The sequence below is a fragment of the Burkholderia sp. PAMC 26561 genome, from assembly GCF_001557535.2.
In the GTDB taxonomy this organism is placed as follows: Bacteria; Pseudomonadota; Gammaproteobacteria; order Burkholderiales; family Burkholderiaceae; genus Caballeronia.
Genome location: NZ_CP014306.1, coordinates 1602873 through 1625203, shown reverse-complemented (window position 1 = coordinate 1625203; position 22331 = coordinate 1602873). Strand labels below are relative to the sequence as shown.

Here is a 22331-nt window from a genome sequence, read left to right as displayed (position 1 = left end):
TATGCCGCAATGCAGTGTCGAAACCACACGGGTAAGACCTATCCCCGCGCCAGCAATAGCATGGCCCAAATTTTTCATTCCGGATTCACCCATGGCTTTCTGCAACGAGCGTTTCGAGCTCGTCCAAGTCAAATGGCTTTGCCAAGATTTTCACCCCGGCGTGCTTCGCACGGTCAATCTCGTCGGCATATCCCGTCATGAGCGCTATCTTCCGTGCTGGCCAAGTGCTGCGTACGTGCTCAGCAAGGTCGATGCCGTTCATCGTTCCAGGCATCTGAATGTCAGACAAGATGAGGTCAAACGTCATCCCGCCGTTCAAAATCGTAGCGGCGTTGTCGGCAGTTACTTCATGCCTGACGATGCATCCAAGCATCTCGAGGACCGCCGAAACGCCAGCTGCCACTTCAACATTGTCTTCTACCAAGAGTACGGATGTTTCGCCCACAATCTTCAAGGTATCGGGGACATGAACGGTTGGTTGGGCCGTCGATTTTACGTGATGGCGCGGCAGGTACAATCTAACGGTAGTTCCTTTTCCGGCGCGGCTCTCAATACGTGCGGCGCCACCTGCCTGCTCAGTAGCAGCAAGAACTTGCGCTAATCTGAGGCCAGTGCTCGCTGTTTGCGCTTTGGTGGTGAAAAGCGGCTCAAACGCTCGCCGAAGAACGTCGGCGTTCATTCCATCGCCGTTATCGGAACAGAATAATGCGACGTATTCTCCGCTCAAGGACAGACTGTCGGTGGCGGAGAGCTGCAAATTCTGGCATCGAACAATAAAGCGTCCGCCGTTAGGCATGGCATCTTTTGCGTTCACTGCAATGTTGACGATGGCCGAGTCTAATTCGGTCTTATCGACGCAGACTTTCCAAATGTCATGAGGAACCGTGAGGGTCAACTGGACGCGCCCGCCCAGCGCGGTTGCGATGAGATTCTGTACAGCCGGTAACCATGTCGAGAGGTCCACGGTTTCAAGCTTGAGTGGCTGCTTCCGAGTCACACTCATGAGTCGCCGAGCAAGAGGTTCTGCGCCCAGCGCAGCTCGTTGCACAGCACGAACCTCTCTTTCCACATGAGTGAACCGCTTGCTTGCGGCCAAGGCGACATTTGTTGACACGACCATAAGCAGATTGTTGAAATCGTGGGCGATACCTGCAAACAAATTTCCGAGCGCGCCCATCCGCTGTAGCTGGCGCGACGAAGCTTCGGCCTGTTCTCGCCTGACGGCCTCGGCCTGCCAACTGTTCCAAGCCTTCTTTTCGGCTTCCAGTCGACGCAGCGAGAACCCCACGAGCAGCCAAATGCCTAAACAGGGCAGCGCCGTCAGGAGAAGGATAAAGGTAAAATGCTCACGCCATTGGGACGTTATCGCGTGCGTCTCGTAGCCACTGGCAACATAAAGAGGGTAGTCGCCGACGCGCCGGAATGCGACGACCCGCTCCAAGCCATCGACGGACGACACTACCTGTAACTGACCAAATGGCGCATTGTGTTGCAGAGCCGTCGCGAAAGCCGAATTCGATGCCGTGCCTAGCGGTGTCGGCTTCGTATCGGGGTATTGGACTAAAACCCCGCCATCTTGTCGATAAAGTGCGATGTTGACCGATGCGTCGTCATTCGCAAGTTCGTTGTAGAAACTTTGGAAGTACTCCCTTTTCAGTGCGATTGACACCAGGCCGAGAAACGTTCCGTCATAGCTTGAGCGTCCCATGTTGGTCGTGAACACGTCGGTTTGCGAAATTTTGCCGAGCACAGGCAGCAAAAAGTATGGCTCGGGCCTGATGTTCCGCGCTGCGACGAAATCCTCTCTGTCCTCAATCGAAACGGAAGGTACAGGATAGTGTTTGCTGCTCGCAAGAAGCGCTCCGTTTTTCCCAATAACTGAAATCGCGGCGACTTGAGCGAACGCACCCCCTATTGTTTCAAGCCGACGATGGATAACATCTTCGCTATCCTTAAGTGTCATGTCATCGCCTTCTCCCAGCAGCTCTACTATCCGCGCCCCCATCTCGCGATTTAGGTCTACGACTTTCAAAGCCTGCTCGTCGGCAACACGGGAATTTCGGTCAACCAAATCGTTCGCGTCCGCAAAGCGACGGTGGTAATCGTAGTAGCCGTACGAAGTCACCAGGACCAAAGGGACCACGGTCGATATTGCGAGCGCGGCATACAGAATTCGGCGAGTAGCCAAGAAGCTACGTGAAGGCAGCATTAAGCCTTCTTCTTTATGTGGAACTAGCAAGCCATCTCCGCAATTCAGTGGGTGAAATTGAAAGAGTTGCGTGTCCCAAGCTTACGGTTTAATTCTTATAAGCACTTAGCATATTCCCGTTCATGGCCGAAGCAATATAACAGGCCGGCGGTTCACTTCTTCCGCGATTTTGATGACATTCAGCAAAGCATTTATGCGTTCACGGGGTAGTAGTCCCCAATAAGGTTCCACCGGGACATGGCAGTTCAGCTCTAGCGTTTGTGGGTGTTGTAGAGGCCGATTCCTTGGGAAAGAGCAGCGAGCTCATCCAGCGCATTGCGGCTTCGAGTGGTTTGCTCGGTGCGATAAGCTTCGACCGCCGCGACTGGGATTCGTCGTTTCCCGTCTTCTGCTCTCGCCACTACGCCTAGTTGACCGGAATCGACCAGCATGACGACGTACGGACAAGAGACGTTCAAAATTTCGGCAATTCCCTCGGTGGATAGCATCCCGCCATGCGTAGCAGCAGCATCGAAACAGTCGGCATTTCGCTTCTCCTTACTTTGAGGTTGTACCGCTATTGTGATGCATAACGAACTACGTTGGGCTTCGAGGCGGAACTGCCAGCGACAGGGGTAGCGTGCCACGAGAGGGGATGGTTGCAGCCGATGCAATTGACATCGTGCGTGTTCGTCTCCACTCAAACGAGGGCCATAAAGCTCGTCAAACTGCGATTATTTACTTTTACAAAAACTTCTTCACCGGCGACACTCTGGCTTGCATTGGGACGGGCTGTTCGGTTGCCGGGTTGGGCGTTGTGGCTTGCACTCCCGGTTGTGCTCGTTAGCGGCTGTTATGTTCGCTGTCTGCGAAAACTACGCGAACTTCGCTTGGCGTAGCTGTGGAAATTGTTCGTAATGGTCTGAGCTTAAGCTCGCCTTGGCCGGAAGAAGCTTACGGGGCGAGCCCAAGTAATCGCCGAGAGCCGCATTAGGCGCGACTTGAAGCTAAATACGGAGTCGACGTAGGCTGCTATTCACATTGCACGAGTTGACGTTTCGTGCATCGTTACGCAAGATGTCGTAAAAATTCCTGCCCTCTTTCCAGCCTTGCAGCCCTTAGAAAACTCCAGATGGGCGCTCATTACTGCTTTAGCTCCGAGCAGTTCGAAGCGCTTACAGGACGTGGGGCGAGTGTATCCGCCAGCCGGGCCGCGCTTCATCGTCTTCACTCACAGGGCTTCATCAAGCCGCTGGCTCGCGGTGCCGGCTTCTGGCTCATTGTGCCGCCGGAGCACCTCGACCGGGGAGCACCGCCCGTGCTGTGGTGGTTGCACGATTATCTGGTACAAAAGGAAGACGCCTATCAACTGGGCCTTCTCTCCGCTGCGCAAGCTCACGGTTCCTCCCATTTCGCCGTTCTCGAAACTCAGGTGTTCGTGCCCGCGCCTCGCCGGGTCTTGCACGTGGGGCCCTTCCGGCTGCGGTTCTTCTCCAAACAGGCGGTCGCTCAGGCCCCGACCGTGACGCTGTCGACGGAAAAGACCCGTGTTCGGGTAAGCTCCGTTGCGACGACCCTTATAGACCTGCTTCGGCACGCCCCGGCTATTGGCGGCATCGAACGCGCCGCCCTTATTCTTCAAGACTTGGCTCCAAAGCTCGCGTCTGACGATATAAGCCAATCGCTCGAGGCCGCAAGTGATGTCGCCGCCGCTCAAAGATTTGGTTACCTTCTCGACCTTTACGGCCACAGCAAGCCCGCGAGTCGTGTTGAAAAGTGGCTGAACCCCCACAGGATGCAGCGCACGCGGCTGGACACCTCCAGCCCGGCGACCGATTGTCAGCTTTCGCAACGCTGGAACGTAATGCTTAATACCAATCTGGAGAGTATCGCTTGATTTCCTTGCAGGATTTGATTGGCTGGCGGGCACATGCCTTGTCGCCCAGCGATGACTGGGTAGAGCAGGCTACCTTTTGTCCCAATCGGTAGCGGCTATGTTTCGGGAAATTTTCAGACGCAGCACGTCGCTGTAAGGGACGGTATTGTGTACGACGAACGCTGGCCTCGCAAAACAACGGTGTACTCATCTTGAGTCTCGTTACGCATCAAGAAGCGTTTTTGCGAATGACGGGTCTTGTTCAGGAGGCCGCCAGCTTGGTGGCACAATCATCAACCTTGCCGTACCGGAGATAAAACGATATGCCGCCAGAAAACCAATTCGACCTGGAAATCGCCCTTCGTAAAATCCACGAACTCGCCTCGGCGGAGGGAGACTTGGGTTATGCGTACTGGTACCAAGTCGGACAGTTGCTAAATCGAGCGGCTAGCATGCAATCGGAAATAGACGCGCTCAGCAAAGACCTAGAGCAGTGTCGTGCGATGCTCCTCACGAAGGATTGAAACGGGAAAGAGTCTCGAGTGTAGGCCTCGAAGCGTCCGAGCTACCGCATGTGTTTGATATGTATCGACAGACGGCTTCGAGCAATGGACGCGCCGAGGGCGGCCTAGGAATTGGATTGGCCGTCGCAAAACGTGTGCTTGAACTCCATGGGGGGACCATCCACATTAAAAGCGACGGACACAACTGCGGTACAACGGTGGAACTACGCCTGCCCATCCTCGTATCAAGTCCCGAAGGCGTTCCGTGCCATGAGGCTGTCAGCACCAGGCTAATCAAAGTGTTACTCGTTGACGACAACCAAGATGCTCATGACGCAGTTGGCGTGCTCCTAGAGCTACAGGGACGTCACGTTCGTGCCGCCAGTAACGCTGCCGCCGCGCTCTCCATCGCTTCCGAATTTTCGCCGGAAGTTGCACTTATCGACATCGGCATGCCCGGCACCGACGGTTTCCAATTGGCGCGACATTCAGAGCTCGAGCGCTATTCGACGATACCATCCTTGTCGCGCTGACGGGATTCACTGCCGAAGACGAGGTGGCGCGCGGACGTGCTGCGGGCTTTGACCTCCACTTGACCAAGCCATTTTCGATTGCGGAACTCCACCGATTCCTCGCCGAGCACGCAGACTCCGGTTCGAAACGCCTTCCGAGTCAATCTTGCTAGCGCAAGGTGTTTCAGATTCCGGTTTTGCATCATAGTGCGAACCAACTAGCAAGTTATCGTGCTATTCAACTTGCGCGAGTTAGCGATTTGTACAACGTTATGAAAAATGAATAGCGAACAATCCTGTCCTCTTTCCAGCCTTGCAGCACTTAGAAAGCTCCAGATGGGCGCGCATTACTGCTTCAGCACCGAGCGGTTCGAAGCGCTCACGGGACGTGGGACAAGCGTATCAGCCAGCCGGGCTGCGCTTCATCGCCTTCACGCGCAGGGCCTCATCAAGCCGCTGGCTCGCGGCGCCGGCCTCTGGCTCATTGTGCCGCCGGAGCACCTCGACCGGGGAGCGCCGCCCGTGATGTGGTGGTTGCACGATTACCTGATACAGAAGGAAGACGACTATCAACTGGCCCTTCTCTCTGCGGCGCAAGCTCACGGCTCCTCCCATTTCGCCGTTCTCGAAACTCAGGTGTTCGTGCCCGTTCCTCGCCGGGTTCTGCACGTGGGGCGCTTCCGGCTGCGGTTATTTTGCAAACAGTCGGTTGCTCAGGCACCGACAGTGATGCTGTCGACGGAAAAGACCCGTGTTCGTGTGAGCTCCGTTGCGACGACCCTTATAGACCTGCTTCGGCACGCCCTGGCTATTGGTGGCATCGAACGCGCCGCACTCATTCTCCAAGACCTCGCTCCAAAGCTCGCACCTCAAGATATCAGCCAATCGCTCGCGGCCGCAGGTGACATCGCCGGCGCTCAAAGATTCGGTTACCTCCTCGACCTCTATGGCCACAGCAAGCCCGCGAGTCGTGTTGAAGAGTGGCTGAGCCCGCACAGGACGCAGCGCACGCGGTTGGACACATCCAGCCCGGCAGCCGATTGTCCGGTTTCGCAACGCTGGAATGTAGTGCCCAATACGAATCTGGAGAGTATCGATTGATTCCTTTGCAGGACTTGATTGGCTGGCCGCCACGTGCCTTCTCGCCCAGTGTCGACCGGGTAAAGTAGGGCTACCTTTTGTCCAAATCGGTAGCGGCCATCTTTCGGGATATTTTCAGACGCAGCACGTCGCGATAAGGGATGGTTCCTGTGCTGCACAAAACCCGCTCGCGCCAGTCGCTCGATACTCGCAAGACACATCGCCTCTTCCGCTTAACTGAGGGGCCGGAAGGCCACCCGCAAAGCGCTGCAGCGCGTCCTTGTAGTTAGCTAGACGGTCTGCGCCGGTTTTTGAGCGTCAACCTCTGGTTTGCCCTAGCGACGCTTTTTTTCATTGACAGTGATTTTTGAGTTCCGTAGAGTTTGTAGGTAAATCGATTTACCCAACATTTTCTGGCATCGGCGACGCTGCTGGAAGACTTTTAAGGCGAGCACGCCATGTTCGGAACATTCATGGAAAAGCGGCAAGCAAATATGACAGTTGGTTTGTCAGACGAATCGCAATACGAGCATGTGCCTAGACGCTATTACGGGCGCATCGTGTCGTCGGTAGTCGTTGTGGCACTCCTTGCCTGGTTAGCATCAGCATTTGCCCACGGCCAAGTCGAATGGTCCTATGTTGTCCGGTTCTTTACCATTCGGACCATCATGACTGGATTGGTGAACACCATTGTCATGACCGCTTTGGCAATGAGCTTAGGAATACTGATTGGTGTACTGGTAGCGATTGCCCGGCTTTCACCGAATCCCGTGTTACGGACTGTCGCGTCTGGGTATGTTTGGTTTTTTCGCGGCACGCCAGTTCTCTTGCAATTGCTGCTTTGGTTCAACCTCGGACTCATCTTTCCGACGCTCGGAATACCGGGGCTATTCCAGGTACCAACAGTTGACGTCATGACGCCTTTTCTGGCGGCCCTATTAGGATTGGGCATTAACCAGGGCGCCTATACGTCCGAAGTAGTGCGGGCTGGTCTCCTTTCGGTTGACCCCGGTCAATACGAAGCTGCGAAGGCAATCGGGATGCCAAGTCTGCAGGCGCTGCGCCGAATCATTCTCCCTCAGTCCATGCGAGTTATCGTGCCGCCAATCGGAAACGAACTCATTGGGATGGTCAAACTTACGTCTTTGGCAAGCGTCGTGCAGTACGCGGAAATGGTGCACAGCGCTGAAAACATCTACTACGCAAATCAACGAGTCATCGAATTGCTGATTGTGGCCGGCATTTGGTATCTCGTGGTGGTGACAATCCTCTCGGCTGTCCAAGCGCGTGTCGAGCGTCGCTTCGCTCGCGGAGCCGGACGCGCCCCGGCCAAACAGTAAAGGGGAGAAATTATGTCGTCCATTATTAAAGCAGTTGATATTCATAAGTCGTTCGGGAGTACTGAGGTTCTCAAGGGTATCGACTTGGAGATGGCCGAAGGCGAAGTCCTTTGTATCATTGGTCCTTCAGGGTCCGGAAAGAGCACCTTTCTACGGTGTATCAATCAACTCGAAACCATAAACAACGGCGCGTTGTGGGTATGCGGCGAACTCCTGGGTTACCGACGGGTCGAGCGCAAGCTCTATCAACTTTCAGAGAAGCAGGTGGCCCGTCAACGCCTCACGACAGGAATGGTCTTTCAGCGCTTCAATCTCTTCCCACATAAGACGGTCCTCGAAAATGTCGTCGAGGGTCCGGTACAAGTGTTAAAGCGCGATAAAAGCAGCGCCACCCGCGAAGCACGGGACCTCTTGGAGCGGGTTGGGCTTGCTCACAAATGCGACGCGTTTCCCGTCGAGCTTTCGGGAGGGCAGCAGCAACGCGTGGCGATAGCTAGAGCGTTGGCAATGAAGCCGAAATTGATGTTGTTCGATGAACCCACGTCCGCGCTTGACCCAGAGCTGGTGGGAGAGGTTCTTTCCGTTATGCGAGACCTCGCTAAGACGGGAATGACGATGATTGTCGTCACACACGAGCTTGGATTCGCTCGCGAGGTCGCCAGTCGCGTCCTCTTCATGGACCAAGGCCGGGTTATCGAAAGTGGACCGCCGGACCAAGTGCTGTCTCACCCACAGCACCCGCGCACGCAAGAGTTTATTTCGGCGGTTATTGCTTAGCAGCGACTGCCAACGCCAAGACTGAAGCTAACTAAGCATGGAGTTTCATGATGCATAAGTATGTCTTTCGACCCCTTGCTGCGGCTGCGCTCACTTGTCTTTTGTCAAGCGCAGTTACCGCAACGGCACAAACCACAAAGTCGGCTAGCGGGACGCTAGTCGTGGGAACTGCACCCAAATACCCGCCGTTTGAGAGCAAAGACCCCGAAACAGACAATACGGTCGGTTTCGACGTAGACATCGTTGAGGCGGTGGCCGCGAAGATGGGCTCGAAGGTCGAATGGCAGGATACCAATTTTGACCAACTGCTCAGCTCCATCACGACAAAAAGACTAGATTTGATTGTTGGCGGCATGGCGGACACGCAGGAACGGCAAGCCAGCGTAAGTTTTCTTGACTATCTGCGGCTTGACTCCATCTTTTACACGCTGAAGACGCAAGCATCGAAGTTTCCGAACATGGATGCGTTGTGCGGAAAGAGAGTTGGTACCGCGCGAAGGACAATCTGGCCAGATGCAATCGCGGCTTGGAGCGAGGAGCACTGCGTTAAGCAAGGCAAACCTGCCGTCGTGGTGGTCGGCACCGACGGCTCACCTGACACCCGTCTACAGCTTAACCAGAACCGCATCGATGCTGCAGTTCAGGGTGCGCCAACGCTCCCATATCAAAATAAGCTGGAGGGCAATAAGTACGTCCAGATAGGTACGCCCTTTCTGCCTCAGTTGATGGGTATGGGATTCAGAAAGAATGACGCCGAGTTCGGGACGAAGCTGAAGACAGCCTTCAACGCAATCATTGCCGACGGAACCTACAAAAAGATACTGACCAAGTGGGGGCTGGAGGGCAGCGCTGTCGACGCCGCACGTATCAACGGCAAGCAATAGCCGAGGCCGTTTTTAAAAAAGCTATTTTTGTTCGTTATCCGATAAGGACTACTTATGGCTAGGGCGACTGCGAGGAAGCAATCGACGCGCGCAGCTGCGGCTGCGTTTATCGGGACGATGATTGAATGGTACGACTTTTACCTCTACGCGACCGCTTCAGCGTTGGTATTCGCAGAGCTTTACTTTCCATCTCACGATGTTTTCATAAGCACCATGGCGTCGTTCGCAACGTTCGCTGTCGGATTCTTCGCCCGCCCTTTCGGCGCGATATTGTTCGGGCACATAGGGGACCGAATTGGGCGAAAGAGTGCCTTGATGACGACGCTTATCCTCATGGGCCTGGCAACCATCGGTATCGGTTTGCTCCCCGGTTACGGGAAATGGGGATTGGCGGCGCCTTTGGCGCTCGTCTTGTTGCGCATCTTGCAAGGCATCTCAGCGGGCGGAGAGTGGGGAGGAGCGGTTCTTATGGCTGGCGAGCACGCGCCGGCTGGCCGACGTGTGTTTTATGCGTCGTTTGCTCAACTTGGAAGCCGCGTCGCTCTCATTTTGTCGCTCGTGGCATTCCGGCTCGTCATCTCGATGCCGCACGATGACTTTATCCGGTTCGGCTGGCGCTTGCCCTTCTTGGTCAGCGTCGTCCTGCTCATTGTCGGTGTGCTGATACGGAAAGGTGTCGATGAATCCCCTGAGTTTGAGGAGGAGAAAAACGCGGGCAGGTTGCCTAAGATACCAATTGCAGAGGCATTCCGGGGGTCAAGCAAGTTGATAGCGTTGTGCATTGGTGCAAATACGCTCGGAATCGCATGCTCTTATTTTACGAACACCTTCATGATTACCTATGCGACGCTAACCCTTGGCGTCCATAAGACAATCATTCTCGACTGCCTCTTCGCCGTTGCTATCGTCCAGGCCTTAGTTCAGCCGGTCGCAGCCTGGATTTCAGAAAAAGTCGGCGCTACTCGCTTCCTCCTCCTAGCTTCGTTCTTGGCTGTGCTTTCGCCCTATCCAATGTTTGAACTCGTCAGCAGCGGACAACCGGGTCTCATGTTCCTTGGGATATCCATCGCTGTCGTTTGTATGGCGAGCTTTTACTCAGTCATTGCAGGATTCGTCAGCGGGGTCTTCCCGATAAGGGTGCGTTACACGGCCATTTCCATCTCGTATCAGGTTTGCGGCGCGGTTGCGGGCGGTTTAACCCCGCTCGCCGGGACATGGCTTGCACATGAGGCCGGCGGCAAATGGTGGCCCCTTGCTGTCTTCTACAGCGCCCTGGCCGCGACGTCTTTCGTCTGCGTGTGGGCACTCGGCAAACTTAAGCATCAGAGAGCGGATGCAACGGACCGCTCCTTTTCCGACATGTACAAAGGATTGTGAACCATGAAAATCAACGATGAACGCTTGTGGGACAGTTTGATGAAGATGGCCGAGATTGGCGCCACCCCATTGGGCGGCGTTTGCCGGCTTGCACTCACGGACGAAGAATGTTGTGGCCGCGACCTATTTATCACTTGGTGTCGTGATGCTGGATTGACCGTTCGCATTGATGAAATTGGGAACATTTTCGGCCGGCGTGACGGACGTGATTTGACTGCCAAGGCTGTCCTTGTCGGCAGCCACTTAGACACTCAGCCGAAAGGTGGACGTTTCGATGGAGCGTATGGCGTATTAGCAGCCCTTGAGTTGATACGGACCCTCAACGACGCAGGCGCCGTGACTGACAAGCCCATTGAAATTGTGTCGTGGACCAACGAAGAGGGAGCGCGGTTCACGCCTTCAATGGTTGGCTCGGCGGTCTTCGCCGGAGCAATCGAATTGGGAAAAGCATATGGATTAAAAGATAGCGATGGCGTTTCCATCGAAGACGCGCTCACCCTTTGTGACTACAAGGGCTCGGGCGCACTAACCAAAGACGATGTGGACTCGTATTTCGAAGCTCATATCGAACAGGGTCCAATCCTTGAACGTAACGGCACAGAAATCGGCGTCGTCTCAGGCGGCCAAGCGGTGCGTTGGCTCGACATCAACGTGTCGGGCTTCGCTTCGCATGCAGGAACGACGCCGATGGAAGTCCGCAAAGACGCGATGTTTGCAACCGCAGAGATGGCCTCTTCGCTTGAAAGCATCGCGAAACGATTTGGTCCAAAAGGTCTGGCAACAATCGGTGAAATCTCCATAGCAAACGCGTCCCGAAACACCATCCCGGGGCAGCTCTATTTCAGCGTCGATATCCGTCACCCTGAACCCGCGAAAATCGACGAGATGGAGGAAGCCGTGCGGGAGTCGTTCGAGGCTATAGCTGATTCTCGAGGCGTTATCGTCAAAATCAATACCTATCTGTCGATTCCGGTTACCACGTTTGACCCCGTTTGTGTCGAGCTCGTCCGGACGGCAGCGGCAGACCTCGGCTATTCGCATGAGCCTATTACAAGCGGCGCAGGGCATGACGCCATAAACCTGAGTCGCTGCGTTCCGTCCACTATGGTTTTCATACCGTGCGTTGACGGGCTGTCCCATAACGAAGCCGAGAAAGCGCTGCCGAACGATGTCAGCGCAGGAGCGAACGTACTGCTCCACGCAGTCGCCTCAAGGGCAGGCTATCAAAACCAGGCAGTTGCTTAAGTGAAACGACAGCTTTAGTCGATATAGGCGTTTAGCCAGTCCACGACGCTGTCGCGTTGGACCGTTACAGTTTAAGGAGTTTGAGATGAATCAGTTCGACCCAGAAACCATCAAAATTCCGCGTGGACACTTCATCGGAGGTGAACTCTTTGATGAGGGGGACGAGCGAATTGACGTCGCTCGACCATCTGACGGCGTTGTGTATGCGTCCATTCCCATCGCAAATGCTGCGATGGTCGACCGAGCCGTTGAGAATGCGTGGCAGGCATATCAAACGAGCGATTGGGCGCGCATTGCGCCACGAGAGCGCGCAGCAGTCCTACGGCGATTTGCTGACCTCATTGTTAAGGACGTGGAGTATCTGGCGCCCCTGGAGTCGCTCGGGTCGACGCGTCCGATACGCGATTCCACCGCGTGGGACATCCCCTTCACTGCCGAAGGTTTTCGCTTCTACGCAGAGTTTGCGGACAAGGTCGGCGGAGAGGTTATTGCAACGGACCAAGACCATCTTGGGATGACGATTGCCGAGCCGTACGGTGTGATTGGAGCAATCGCCCCGTGGAATTTTCCGCTAGTCATGGCGTCTTGGAAGCTCGCTCCCGCATTGGCCGCAGGTAACGCAGTGGTGTTAAAGCCGTCGGAGATGACCCCTTTTTCCGCGATTCGGCTGGCGGAGCTCGCCGTGAAGGCAGGCATCCCAAAGGGTATCTTCAACGTTGTCCAGGGCAATGGTCGCACTACAGGTGACGCACTGGTGCGGCATCCGAAGGTAGCGAAAGTGACGTTCACCGGCTCTACAAAGACCGGTGCGGCAATCATGTCTGCGTGCGCCGAATCGGGAACGAAGCCGGTCACGTTGGAGCTCGGCGGAAAAAGTCCTCAAATCGTATTCGCCGATGCACCCCGACTCGATGACGTTGCTCGTCGGATTGCGGGTGCAATCTCGGCGAACGCTGGACAAGTCTGTGTTGCGGGGTCGCGACTTATCGTGGAGCGTTCTATCGCCCAGTCTCTTGCCGACCGAATTGCTTCACAGTTTGCGCTATTGAAAGCCGGCAATACCTGGTCGTCAGAAACGACACTCGCCCCCATCATCTCCGAACCACAAATCGCGCGTATCGAATCGATTGTCGACCGGACGAAAGCGTCGGGCGCATCGGTTCAGTGCGGCGGCTTCCGTGTGTCAAATCAGGGTGCTGGTACGTTTTTTATGCCGACCCTGCTGACTAACGTAACGCCTTCTTCGGAAGCGGTGACGGACGAAATTTTCGGGCCCGTTCTGACGCTGCAGGTGTTCGATAAAGACGAGGAAGCCCTGTCACTAGCGCAGCACCCGGAATACGGTCTGGCAGCGGGGGTGCACACGGCAGACATTGGTCGAGCACTTCGGTTTGTGCGCCGGCTGGAGGCGGGAACCGTGTGGTTGAATCGCTACGGACGCACTTCCGACTTCATGATTCCCACAGGCGGTTACAAACGTTCCGGTATCGGAAAGGACCTTGGACGACAGGCGTACGAGGCAAACCTTCGGTTCAAAAGCGTGTTGATAGATATGCGTGAGTGAAGCGCGGGCAACAACTATCCCATCCCCGGGTACGCACGGGGCAGAGCCTTGGTTGAAGCGTTGACACATTTGCTGAAACCGCATTCGAAGACAATCTGAAATGAACGAAATTAACGCATTACTTAGCACGGACCGCAGTCACTTTATGCACCCCTCGACGCATGCGCACGACCATGCGAGCGGAGCCCTTCCGGGACGCATCATCACGGGCGCGGATGGCATCCGGATTCGCGACCATGAAGGACGTGAATTCATTGATGGTTTTGCCGGCCTTTACTGTGTCAACGTTGGGTATGGGCGCGCTGAAATCGCAGAGGCGATTTACGAGCAGGCGAAGAAGCTCGCTTACTACCATACATATGTAGGTCACTCGACCGACACCATCATTGCGCTGTCGGAAAGGGTAATCGAGTGGTCTCCACCCGGCATGAAAAAAGTGTACTACGGCATGTCCGGGTCCGACGCCAATGAAACGCAAGTGAAGCTCGTCTGGTACTACAACAATGTGCTGGGTCGCCCAAAGAAAAAGAAAATTATCTCGCGTGAGCGTGGCTATCACGGTTCGGGTCTGATGACGGGTAGCCTGACAGGCCTGCCTAGTTTCCATGAGCATTTCGACTTGCCGTTTGACCGCGTCAAGCACACCGTATGTCCGCACTGGTACCGCCAAGCGCCCGCTGGGATGGGTGAGGAGCAGTTCGTCAGCTACTGCGTGGACCAACTTGAGCGTCTCATTGCCGCAGAGGGCGCGGAGACCATCGCAGCATTTATCGGCGAGCCGGTAATGGGCACCGGGGGCATCATTGTTCCGCCCAACGGCTACTGGCCGGCAATTCAGTCCGTACTCAAAAAGCACGACATCTTGCTCATTGCCGATGAAGTTGTGTGTGGATTTGGACGGCTTGGCTCCCCGATGGGGTCGCAGCATTTCGATATCAAGCCGGACCTCATTACCGTTGCCAAAGGTTTGACGAGTGCCTATGCGCCCTTGTCGGGCGTCATTGTTAGCGAGGGCGTCTGGGACGTGCTTGAGCGCGGCTCCATCGAAAATGGGGCATTGGGTCATGGCTGGACGTACTCCGGCCACCCGCTATGCGCGGCTGCCGCGCTCGCAAACCTAGACATCCTTGCGCGCGAAAACCTGACACTGAACGCAGCGGATGTCGGCGCTTATCTGCAACAGCAGCTACGCGCGACGTTCTCTAGCCATCCGATGGTTGGCGAGGTCAGAGGCACCGGCTTGCTCGCAGCGATTGAGTTTATGGCGCAGCCGGTCGAACGCATTGCGTTCGACCCATCTATCAAGGTCGGACCCAAAGTTGCGGCGGCATTGTTTAAGCGCGGTGTCATCGCTCGCGCAATGCCACACGGGGATATCCTTGGATTTGCCCCACCGCTCATCCTCACGAATGAGGACGTCGATACGATTGTCGCGCACACGCTTGGCGCGGTGAATGAGGTCGCGGACGAGGTATTGGCAAGATAACGCGGTGCGGTTGACGGAAGCGGTTTGAGAGGTTGTGCGTCGCACGTTCGATAAGACTAGGTACAACGGTCTCGCTTTGAGCGCTACAGCTTAAAAAGGGAAACCCGCATGTGCCACGCTGGTCTCTTCGATGTTGCATAGGGTACGTGCGCGTGACCCTCTACGCACTCCAAAATCTGCAAATTCGTTCAATTAGTACAACAAATAAAAATGCGTTTTTTAGGTAAAGAGTTTTCTTTCGACAACATTGGAGAATGTCATGAAAAGAGTCTATATCGCAGTTTCAGCTTGCGTCGGCATCGTGGGTTCGGCTCACGCACAAAGCAATGTCACCCTGTACGGAATCGTTGACGCTGGATTCCTATATAGCAACAATAGTGGCGGCCAAAAGCTCTACGAGACAAGCGGCGGTAACATCCAGGGGAGTCGGTGGGGCCTTAAAGGAAGCGAGGACCTCGGCGGTGGACTGTCAGCAATTTTTGACTTGCAGAACGGCTTTAATGCGTTCACCGGGCGTCTTGGACAAGGCGGCGATGAGTTTGGGCGAACGGCATATGTCGGGTTGTCGTCTGCACGATACGGAGCTGTTACGTTGGGTCGCCAATATGACTCTGTAGTGGACTATGTTGGGCCATTCATGGCCGCCGACCAGTGGATGTCGTTCTACGGAGCCCACCCAGGCGACCTGGACAACATGAACAACACTAACCGAGTCAATAACTCCGTTAAATACGCAAATACCATATTTAATGGCCTCTCATTCGGCGGACTTTACAGTTTAGGCGGCGTAGCGGGCCAGTTCAATCGGAACCAGATTTTTTCGCTTGGGGGTAAGTATGCTCAGGGACCGATTTCGTTTGCCGCCTCTTACCTTAACGTCAAAGACCCGAATTATTCGTTCTTTGGCAACAACGCGACGTCCAATACCGCAACATCGAACATGACCGGAAGTCGGGTTTATTCCGGCTACGCCTCGGCGAAGACGCAGCAAGTTATCGCTGCTGCGGCAGCTTACAACTTCGGTGCCGCCACTGTTGGCGCTACGTATAGCAACACGCAATTCAAGGACATCGGCACGGAGGCAGGTTTGCCGCGTGTTGGCGCAGGCGGCGCAGCTAAGTACCATAACGCCGAAGCCAACTTCAAGTACCAGTTGTCCCCGGCCCTCGTTCTTGGCGTCGCGTACGACTACACAAAGGGCTATGGCGTGAACGACGCCAAGTATCACCAAGGCATGTTGGGTGTCGACTACTTCCTGTCAAAGAGAACTGACCTTCACCTGAATGGCGTATTCCAGCACGCGTCTGGGCGTGATTCGACTGGAACAACGGCGGTGGCCAATATCGCCGGCCTGTCCGCTTCATCCACGTCCAACCAAACTGCCGTGATTGCTGGCATCCGTCACAAGTTTTAAGCGAGTATTAAACGCCTGATTCCGGGTGAGCACCTTTCGTTTGACGCTGCCCCGGTTCAGTGGTATTTTAGAGTAAATCGTTTTACTACAGCCATGACTAAATCAGAACTGCTTACGGCTATCGATGCCGACCGAGATGCCCACGTCGCGTTTTTGCAGGAGTTTATTCGCACTCCATCTCCGAATCCGCCAGGAGATACGCGTAACGTTGCGGATGTTGTTGCGAGGTATCTGAAACAGAAAGGTGTTGATGCCTCGATTGTCGCGCCCAATCCCGACATGCCGAACGTCGTCAGTGAATTTAAGGGCGGAAGCGACGGCCGTCGCCTCGTGCTCAACGGCCATATGGACGTGTTTCCGGTAGGGTCAGGTGAGGGTTGGACAAAAGACCCATGGTCAGGAGAGGTCGAGGGTGGAAAGGTGCACGGTCGCGGCGCAAGTGACATGAAGTCTGGCACCGCAGCTTCCACCATTGCGTTCACATATCTTCATCGGTTTCGCGATTTGCTCAAGGGCAGCGTCGGTCTGACAGCAGTATCAGACGAAGAAACCGGCGGCAAGTGGGGTAGTCGCTGGCTGCTTGAGAACGACACGCGCTGGCATGGGGACTGTATGCTGAACGCAGAACCTGGCGGTATCGGCACCATACGTTTCGCTGAGAAAGGCACACTTCGATTGACGTTTGTTGTCCGCACCGAAGGGGCTCACGGCGCGTACGTGCACAAGACCGAGAGTGCTAGCCGCATCGCTGCCGAGGTCATATCGAAACTTGGCGCGATTGAGTCCGTCGTGCCGGACTTGCCAACTGACTTGGCCGCATATTTACAACGCAAGGACGTTCAGGCTGCCGCAGATGGTGCGATGGGTGCAGGTGCCGGCCTGATACTCGCGCGCCCCACCCTGAACATTGGAACTATCCATGGTGGCTTGAAGGTAAATATGATTCCGAGTTCGTGCACGTTCGAAGCGGATATCCGGCTGCCGATTGGATTGAATGCGGACCGTACGATGGCATTTATCCGCGAAATTCTTAAAGCGTATCCACAAGTCGAAGTATCGGTTCAAGAGGCTGCCAGCAATCCATCGAATTCGTGTGCTCACGACCACCCGATGGTGGGCATCCTCGCCGATAACGCGTTTACAGTCACCGGGAACAAACCGCTTGCCATTCCCTCGTTAGGCGCCACAGACTGCAAGTTCTGGCGTTACCATAAGGTTCCTGCCTACATCTTCGGCCCTTCCCCGAGTGGTATGGCAGCACCTAACGAAGCCGTCTCTATTGATGAATTTATGACGGTCATCAAGACGCACGCGATGTCAGCGTGGGATTACCTGGGAGCGGGACAATAAGGCGTTGGGAACGGTTCGTGGCCGCGTATTCGCCCAACCAGATTATGATTGCTATTTCTGGTTGCGAAGGTCCAGCGGCGCCTTCTTGAAGCGAGGTTTTAGGGTATGGCTGTAAAACGCGTCACTATCTCGGACGTTGCAAAAGCAACGGGCGTTTCGGCAGGTGCAATCTCGCGGATTCTCAATAATGACCCAAGCCTGAACGTCCGCGAGGAAACGAAGAATCACGTCCGGGAAATGATAACCAAGCTTGGGTATTCTCCGAATCCGCAAGCGAGAGGGCTTCGCATGTCTCGCTCTGGCACCATCGCCATGATTGTGCCGGAAATTAACAGCCCGGCGTTTCCCGCCATCATTCTCGGTGCGCAGGCGGCCGCCGGAGAGCGAAGTTATTCAATGCTTCTTGGTGGAATCGGTGAGGAGGGCGAAGACCCTACCCTTGCGGCGAGAATTCTCGAGCGCAACCGCGTAGATGGTTTCCTGGTGTCCACTGGGCGCCGAGAAAAAGAGCAATTCGCAGCAGTGAAAAAGCTTAACGCGCCGGTTGTTCTTGTGAACCGATATGCCGATGATTCTGTGCCTCACGTCATCCTTGACGACGAGGGCGGTGTGCGGGCGATGGTTCGATATTTATTCGACCTTGGGCACAGGCGGATTGGATTCCTGGGCGGCACCCTTCGATTTTTGGGAAGTCGACGTCTAAAGGGCTACAAGCGTGCGCTGGAAGAACTTGGAGTGCCGTTTGACGGCAGTCTTGTCGTGGATGCCGGTTACGACCGGCTAGGCGGTGAAAAAGCCGCGAGCAAACTCCTCGATTTGCCTCAGCGTCCGACGGCTTTTTTCTCCACGAATCAGTTGGTTGCGGCTGGAGCAATGCACGAGGCGCACCGTCGGGGTTACGCGGTCCCTGATGACCTTTCCGTGGCAAGCCTTTATGACGGACCGGTTGCAGAACTTCTGAACCCAACAGTTACGTCAGTGTTCTATCCCTTGGACCGGCTAGGTTACGAGGCAGTTTCTATGCTGGTTGCTTTGTTGACCGGCCAGTCAACAGGTGACATTAGCCTAACAATTCAGCATGAAAACATTATGGAAAGACAGTCGACGGGGCCAGTGCGCTAAGTAGCTAGTCGCGTTTGTAAATTTCAAGTACTGCTATCCGTTATAACCATTGGAAATGGTATCGGACCTTTCGATGAATTTTGCCGAGCAAGCACATGGTAAATCATTCGACAGCGTTGCTATTCCGAACGCTCATTGAAGCGGAAAATTGCGCTGCCGGGTGCACCCTGACGGCGACCTCAGCTATCTTTCGTCGTGTGTCCAACTGACGTCGGAAGTATGATTTTTGTGGGTCGGCTGTATCGCGCAAGTCCGCGTTCGAAATTCTTTCATCTCTGGATAGAGGCCGCAATGAGTAGCCAAACCGCTCCCTCCGCAAGCACCGTTTTCGATTCGATACTTTTTCGTGACGCGTTTGGAACTGCACAAATGCGGCGCCTGTTCTCGGACCACTCGCTCATCCAACGTTACATCGACGTGGAGGTGGCGCTCGCTAAAGCCGAAGCGAGCGTCGGAGTAATTCCATTGGATGCGGCGCAGACCATTGCTCGCGAATCCAGCATTGAAAAGATACATTTCGACCGTATGCGCGAAGAAACTGACATCGTGGGTTATCCCATTCTGCCCTTGGTGCATCAAATGGTCGAAATGTGTGGGGACGCGGGCCGCTATGTGCATTGGGGCGCCACTACTCAAGACATCATGGACACCGCAGTCTCAATGCAGGTACGAGACGCCCTTGACGTCGTTGAGGGCGACATTCGAGCATTGCGAATTATCCTCAAAGACCTCGCGTTGAAACATCGCGATACACCCATGGCAGGCCGGACCCACCTTCAACAGGCGTTGCCGGTGACGTTCGGCTATAAGGTTGCGATTTGGCTAGCAATGTTCGACCGTCATCAACAGCGACTGTCGGAGCTACGCCCACGAGTCGCCGTTGTTGAATTTGCAGGCGCGGCGGGAACGCTTGCTTCTTTGGGTGAGAAGGGCTTCGAGGTCCAAAAGGCATTGGCGAGCGAGCTCAAGCTTGGCGTACCCGCAACGACATGGCACGTAGCACGCGACGGGTTTGCAGAAGCGGTGAATCTCCTCGCGCTCATTACTGGGTCGCTCGGCAAAATTGCGCTCGACATCATGATTATGGCTTCGACCGAGTTTGCCGAGGTCTATGAGCCTTTTGTCAAAGGTCGTGGTGCGAGCAGTACCATGCCACAGAAGCGCAATCCAATCTCCAGCGAACTGATGCTCGCAGCGGCTAAGGGCGTGCGTCAGCATGCCGGACTAATGGTTGATTCGATGGTTCAAGACTTCGAACGAGCGACCGGTCCTTGGCATGCAGAGTGGATTGCCATTCCCGAGAGCTTCATCCTCACCGCAGGCGCGCTTCACCAAGCGAAGTTCGCACTCGGCGGTCTTATCGTCGATACGGACCAGATGAAGCGTAACCTGGGAATAACGAAAGGACTCATCGTTGCGGAAGCCGTGATGATGGCGATGGCACCCTTTACAGGGCGCCAGCAAGCCCATGACATTGTGTATGACGCTTGCCGTACGGTGAACGAGAAAAGCGGAACGCTCGCGGAAGCATTAAAGGCGCTGCCCTCTGTTACTGAGCATTTCGATGACGCGGCAATCGAAAGGATGACCGACCCCGTCAACTACCTTGGTCTTGCACCCCTAATGGTCGACCAGGCGGTCGAATTTTCAAAGTGCATCTGACCGTGTGAATCGAGGGGCGCGATTACGAACGGGGCAATGTCCAATGGATGTTGTCAACAGGAGTGCGCATTCATCAAACCGCCTCGGTTACGGGAAAAAGCCCCGGCGCCCAACTCCTTCTTGCTTCGTGAATTCCAAGGGCTTCAAAACGGCTAATAGCGCGGCCGGCGGCTCTTCATTTTCAAGCATGACCAACTGCCCTGGACCGTTCCAGTCTGCGAGCCAACTGTACAAGCGAGTCTTTACGGTTGCTTTTGGTACGTTCGGGTCGTCCTGTTTTCTGTCAGCATACGATTTCAACGGAGAATCAATCACGACGAAGCCTGGATGAGGGCGACCGGCGATGTCGGCGTGTTGAAGAAGCGCGACGTAGAACGCGGCCAGAAACAGGGCGCGCACCCCCTGCCCAAAAGATGTCCTTTTCCTACCGTCCACGCGGATATCAAACAGTGCAGCGTCAAAAGTGACCTGTTTGACAGTGTCAAAGCCCCATGCGTGTATTAGGTCAAGCGTTAGCGCTGATAGCGCCAGTCCGTCCTGCGCCAGTTGTCGTTCGACTCGTGAGTTCTTTGTTGCGCTGATGGCTTGTAGGCGCGCGGCCTCCGAAGTCAGTTTCGCTATCTCTTTGAATGCGCGCACCTGCGTAGAAAGTTCACTTCGCTGGCGTGCAAGGTCAGTGGCGGAGACTTCGAACTCGGCGATACCAGAGTGAATCATCCGCTGCTCACGAACGCTGTGTCCCTCCAAAGCCGCCTCTACGTCGATGCGTCTCGCTTTAAGGAACGTTAGTCGTTCGCTCTCATATAACAATGCCGCGCTCAACCCGGACCGCTGCTTTTCGATTTTGGCGGCTTCCGCTGCAAACGCTCGACGCTGCCTGTTCGCGGAATCCGCAGAGGTTGCGGTGTCTTTTGCATGGTGTTCGAAGTTGGTCCCACATAGCGGGCATGGCAGTGTCTCCAGCAACTCGTAGACGGCCGCGCCTTCGCCTAAGGAAACCAATCGCTCTAAATCGCTCTGATATTTCTGCTCAAGCAGCTTGAATCGGTTTACAAGACCAACCGACTGTGCAAGCTCTCCTTCACACTTTCTAAATTGCGCGCTGGCGGACGCAATTTCGCCCCGGACAGTCTCAAGGCCTTGAGCTCTAGATTTCTGCTGCTGCGAGAGCGCCGCCAGCGTTTCATCTACACGAGCCAGCGTCTCGTCGAGGTCTTTCTTCGATGTCTCCGGAGGAATATCGGCTTTGAGCGAGGTAATCATGCCTCGAATGGCATCGGCTCCGCCGGCAGCGTTACGTTTTTCTTCGGTGCTGACCCCCGTCTCGATTGCTGTGTCATCAACGCCGGTAAGCATTAGGGCAAGTGCCGCGCTTCGTTCGGTTCGCGCACTTGAGTCACCAAGTACATTGTCACGGGCAACGATGGACGTTTGCGAGAGCAGCGACCAATGCCGCAACGGCCCAGCCGATAATGAGCCTTTCGTGCCCGCTTTTTTAAATACGATGTTCTCGCTGACCCCTACAAGGCGCGTTATCAGCTCGTTACAGTCGATTTTCAACCGGCGCGCAGTTGGCACTGCCTCAATTTCAGCTCGGTATATCGCTTCACTGCCTCCCTGAATAGGTCGTACAACTGTGAAAATATCACGGTCAACAGAGTGCTGAGACGGGTCATCGAAACCTAGCGAGCTTTGAATGTCTGGTTCATCCTCGACCGTTCCCGAACCGAGGCCAGCCTGCAGTTCGAGAAAAACCGATTGATAGCCCTGTGCTTCGGGAATTTCCTCGGGTAGTGTGTCGCCGCCCAAGCAGTATGTGATGCATTGGAACACGTACGACTTCCCAGTTTCGCTTGGGCCGAAAATGACCGTACCGGGCTTGGTGAGGTCAATCTCGGCCGTTGGCTTGCCGGTGCCGGTGACTATCAGGCGTCTGAGTTTAAATGACATG

Annotated in this window: 17 protein-coding genes; 14 read left to right on the top strand and 3 right to left on the bottom strand. The window is 55.1% G+C overall.

What is annotated here, in order from left to right; translation table 11 throughout:
- Nucleotides 1-85 precede the first annotated feature (85 nt).
- Together AXG89_RS07670 and AXG89_RS42030 are read right to left on the bottom strand one after the other, a co-directional pair.
- Nucleotides 86-2209, bottom strand: coding sequence for a hybrid sensor histidine kinase/response regulator (locus AXG89_RS07670; RefSeq protein ID WP_062168983.1), 2124 nt, complete (start codon nt 2207-2209; stop codon nt 86-88).
- Nucleotides 2210-2460: 251 nt separating this feature from the next.
- Nucleotides 2461-2835, bottom strand: a complete 375-nt coding sequence (locus AXG89_RS42030) for a hypothetical protein (protein ID WP_162916016.1) — start codon at nt 2833-2835, stop codon at nt 2461-2463.
- A gap of 413 nt (nt 2836-3248) precedes the next feature.
- Between AXG89_RS42030 and AXG89_RS07660 the strand changes: the two genes are divergently transcribed.
- The 14 genes from AXG89_RS07660 to AXG89_RS07590 all read left to right on the top strand — a co-directional run bounded on the left by AXG89_RS07660 (nt 3249) and on the right by AXG89_RS07590 (nt 20380).
- Nucleotides 3249-4085 carry a type IV toxin-antitoxin system AbiEi family antitoxin domain-containing protein gene (locus tag AXG89_RS07660; protein WP_162916014.1) on the top strand — a complete coding sequence of 279 codons (837 nt, stop codon included), beginning with the start codon at nt 3249-3251 and terminating at the stop codon, nt 4083-4085.
- A 562-nt stretch (nt 4086-4647) separates the two neighbouring features.
- Nucleotides 4648-5100 (top strand): response regulator, encoded by a 453-nt coding sequence (locus tag AXG89_RS07650; protein ID WP_082771362.1) that lies wholly within the window; start codon nt 4648-4650, stop codon nt 5098-5100.
- Nucleotides 5101-5358: 258 nt separating this feature from the next.
- The gene (locus AXG89_RS07645) at nt 5359-6180 is read left to right on the top strand and encodes a type IV toxin-antitoxin system AbiEi family antitoxin domain-containing protein (protein ID WP_082771361.1); all 822 of its coding nucleotides are present in this window, start codon (nt 5359-5361) and stop codon (nt 6178-6180) included.
- Nucleotides 6181-6653: 473 nt separating this feature from the next.
- Entirely contained in the window at nt 6654-7499 is an 846-nt protein-coding gene (locus AXG89_RS07640; RefSeq protein ID WP_442861748.1) for an amino acid ABC transporter permease, read from the top strand.
- 12 nt (nt 7500-7511) lie between these two features.
- The gene (locus AXG89_RS07635; RefSeq protein WP_062168966.1) at nt 7512-8276 is read left to right on the top strand and encodes an amino acid ABC transporter ATP-binding protein; all 765 of its coding nucleotides are present in this window, start codon (nt 7512-7514) and stop codon (nt 8274-8276) included.
- A gap of 161 nt (nt 8277-8437) precedes the next feature.
- The gene (locus tag AXG89_RS07630; protein ID WP_236873387.1) at nt 8438-9160 is read left to right on the top strand and encodes an ABC transporter substrate-binding protein; all 723 of its coding nucleotides are present in this window, start codon (nt 8438-8440) and stop codon (nt 9158-9160) included.
- Between the two features lie 54 nt (nt 9161-9214).
- A complete protein-coding gene (locus AXG89_RS07625; RefSeq protein WP_062168962.1) occupies nt 9215-10537 on the top strand; it encodes an MFS transporter in 1323 nt (440 codons plus the stop codon).
- A gap of 3 nt (nt 10538-10540) precedes the next feature.
- Nucleotides 10541-11782: a Zn-dependent hydrolase gene (locus tag AXG89_RS07620; protein ID WP_062168961.1), complete on the top strand. Its 1242-nt coding sequence runs from the start codon at nt 10541-10543 to the stop codon at nt 11780-11782.
- 85 nt (nt 11783-11867) lie between these two features.
- A complete protein-coding gene (locus tag AXG89_RS07615; RefSeq protein WP_062168959.1) occupies nt 11868-13346 on the top strand; it encodes an aldehyde dehydrogenase family protein in 1479 nt (492 codons plus the stop codon).
- Nucleotides 13347-13446: 100 nt separating this feature from the next.
- Nucleotides 13447-14832: an aspartate aminotransferase family protein gene (locus tag AXG89_RS07610; RefSeq protein ID WP_062168958.1), complete on the top strand. Its 1386-nt coding sequence runs from the start codon at nt 13447-13449 to the stop codon at nt 14830-14832.
- Nucleotides 14833-15091: 259 nt separating this feature from the next.
- Nucleotides 15092-16246: a porin gene (locus AXG89_RS07605; protein WP_062168956.1), complete on the top strand. Its 1155-nt coding sequence runs from the start codon at nt 15092-15094 to the stop codon at nt 16244-16246.
- Between the two features lie 93 nt (nt 16247-16339).
- A complete protein-coding gene (locus AXG89_RS07600) occupies nt 16340-17596 on the top strand; it encodes a M20/M25/M40 family metallo-hydrolase (RefSeq protein ID WP_062168954.1) in 1257 nt (418 codons plus the stop codon).
- A gap of 105 nt (nt 17597-17701) precedes the next feature.
- On the top strand, nt 17702-18718 hold the full coding sequence (locus tag AXG89_RS07595) for a LacI family DNA-binding transcriptional regulator (protein WP_062168952.1): 1017 nt from the start codon (nt 17702-17704) through the stop codon (nt 18716-18718).
- Between the two features lie 291 nt (nt 18719-19009).
- The gene (locus tag AXG89_RS07590; protein ID WP_062170407.1) at nt 19010-20380 is read left to right on the top strand and encodes a class-II fumarase/aspartase family protein; all 1371 of its coding nucleotides are present in this window, start codon (nt 19010-19012) and stop codon (nt 20378-20380) included.
- Between the two features lie 87 nt (nt 20381-20467).
- Here AXG89_RS07590 and AXG89_RS07585 read toward each other — a convergent pair whose 3' ends face one another.
- The gene (locus tag AXG89_RS07585) at nt 20468-22330 is read right to left on the bottom strand and encodes an AAA family ATPase (protein ID WP_062168949.1); all 1863 of its coding nucleotides are present in this window, start codon (nt 22328-22330) and stop codon (nt 20468-20470) included.
- Nucleotide 22331: the final 1 nt, after the last annotated feature.

Coding starts and splice junctions, on each gene's coding strand:
- AXG89_RS07620 (WP_062168961.1), top strand. CDS start 10,541: ATGAAAATCAACGATGAACGCTTGTGGGACAGTTTGATGAAGATGGCC.
- AXG89_RS07670 (WP_062168983.1), bottom strand. CDS start 2,209: ATGCTGCCTTCACGTAGCTTCTTGGCTACTCGCCGAATTCTGTATGCC.
- AXG89_RS07605 (WP_062168956.1), top strand. CDS start 15,092: ATGAAAAGAGTCTATATCGCAGTTTCAGCTTGCGTCGGCATCGTGGGT.
- AXG89_RS07595 (WP_062168952.1), top strand. CDS start 17,702: ATGGCTGTAAAACGCGTCACTATCTCGGACGTTGCAAAAGCAACGGGC.
- AXG89_RS07635 (WP_062168966.1), top strand. CDS start 7,512: ATGTCGTCCATTATTAAAGCAGTTGATATTCATAAGTCGTTCGGGAGT.
- AXG89_RS07610 (WP_062168958.1), top strand. CDS start 13,447: ATGAACGAAATTAACGCATTACTTAGCACGGACCGCAGTCACTTTATG.
- AXG89_RS07600 (WP_062168954.1), top strand. CDS start 16,340: ATGACTAAATCAGAACTGCTTACGGCTATCGATGCCGACCGAGATGCC.
- AXG89_RS07615 (WP_062168959.1), top strand. CDS start 11,868: ATGAATCAGTTCGACCCAGAAACCATCAAAATTCCGCGTGGACACTTC.
- AXG89_RS07585 (WP_062168949.1), bottom strand. CDS start 22,330: ATGTCATTTAAACTCAGACGCCTGATAGTCACCGGCACCGGCAAGCCA.
- AXG89_RS07645 (WP_082771361.1), top strand. CDS start 5,359: ATGAATAGCGAACAATCCTGTCCTCTTTCCAGCCTTGCAGCACTTAGA.
- AXG89_RS07650 (WP_082771362.1), top strand. CDS start 4,648: ATGTATCGACAGACGGCTTCGAGCAATGGACGCGCCGAGGGCGGCCTA.
- AXG89_RS07640 (WP_442861748.1), top strand. CDS start 6,654: ATGACAGTTGGTTTGTCAGACGAATCGCAATACGAGCATGTGCCTAGA.
- AXG89_RS07625 (WP_062168962.1), top strand. CDS start 9,215: ATGGCTAGGGCGACTGCGAGGAAGCAATCGACGCGCGCAGCTGCGGCT.
- AXG89_RS07590 (WP_062170407.1), top strand. CDS start 19,010: ATGAGTAGCCAAACCGCTCCCTCCGCAAGCACCGTTTTCGATTCGATA.